Annotated in this window: 1 protein-coding gene; it reads left to right on the top strand. The window is 56.4% G+C overall.

From position 1 onward, the window contains the following. Window positions 1-394 precede the first annotated feature (394 nt). Window positions 395-750 (top strand): SDR family NAD(P)-dependent oxidoreductase (locus LK12_RS23425; RefSeq protein WP_039290797.1); only part of this gene is annotated, 356 nt, incomplete at its 3' end.

Below are 750 nucleotides of genomic sequence, written 5' to 3'. Positions count from 1 at the left end.
CCGTTTGGACGTTCTTGTAGCGTAGACCTCTCATTGCTCGCCTCCCAAACTGGCCGTTGTCTGGCCTTCTCTCCCGAGCTCCCTTGCGGAGCCAATCGTCCCTGCGCGCAATCGCCTTCGTGAAGGGCAGATTGCCGGGCTCTCAGGTCGCGTGTTCGTTCTTTTCGCCACCTTATGAAGTAGGGGTAAAACATTTGCTTGGCGCAAGCAAGCATATATTCAGGCGGCAGTCGAGGGACGCGAAAATTTGCTCCGTCTGATTGTTAAGCGACGGAAATAAAAGGTGTTATTAAGGTTTTACATTCTGATTTGCGGTTTTTGCCGGCAGGTTGACAAAGACTTGCTTTTCTCTAACAAGTCTCTTTCGCGATAAGCGAATACGGGAGAGCATAACTTGGCAAATCGTCTGGCAGGCAAGGTAGCCCTGATTTCCGGTGGCGCGAGTGGGCTCGGCGCGGCTCAGGCCACTTTGTATGCGCGCGAGGGTGCAAAGGTTGTCATCGGAGATCTGCAGGAGCACCTCGGTGAGCAAGCCGTGGCTTCCATAGCGAACGAGGGCGGTGATGCCCGTTTCGTCCGGCTCGATGTCACGAAGAGTGACAGTTGGCGCGCGGCGGTCGCTCTTGCCGTGTCCGAATTTGGCGTCCTGACAACGTTGGTGAACAATGCGGGAATATTCCACCCCGGTGGCGTCGAGGCCGAAACGGAGGAGGGGTGGGCGCAAATGGTCGCGGTGAACCAGACGGGCGT

This window comes from Novosphingobium malaysiense (genome assembly GCF_000802225.1).
Classification (GTDB): Bacteria; Pseudomonadota; Alphaproteobacteria; order Sphingomonadales; family Sphingomonadaceae; genus Novosphingobium; species Novosphingobium malaysiense.
This window is presented reverse-complemented; position numbering and strand designations above follow the sequence as displayed.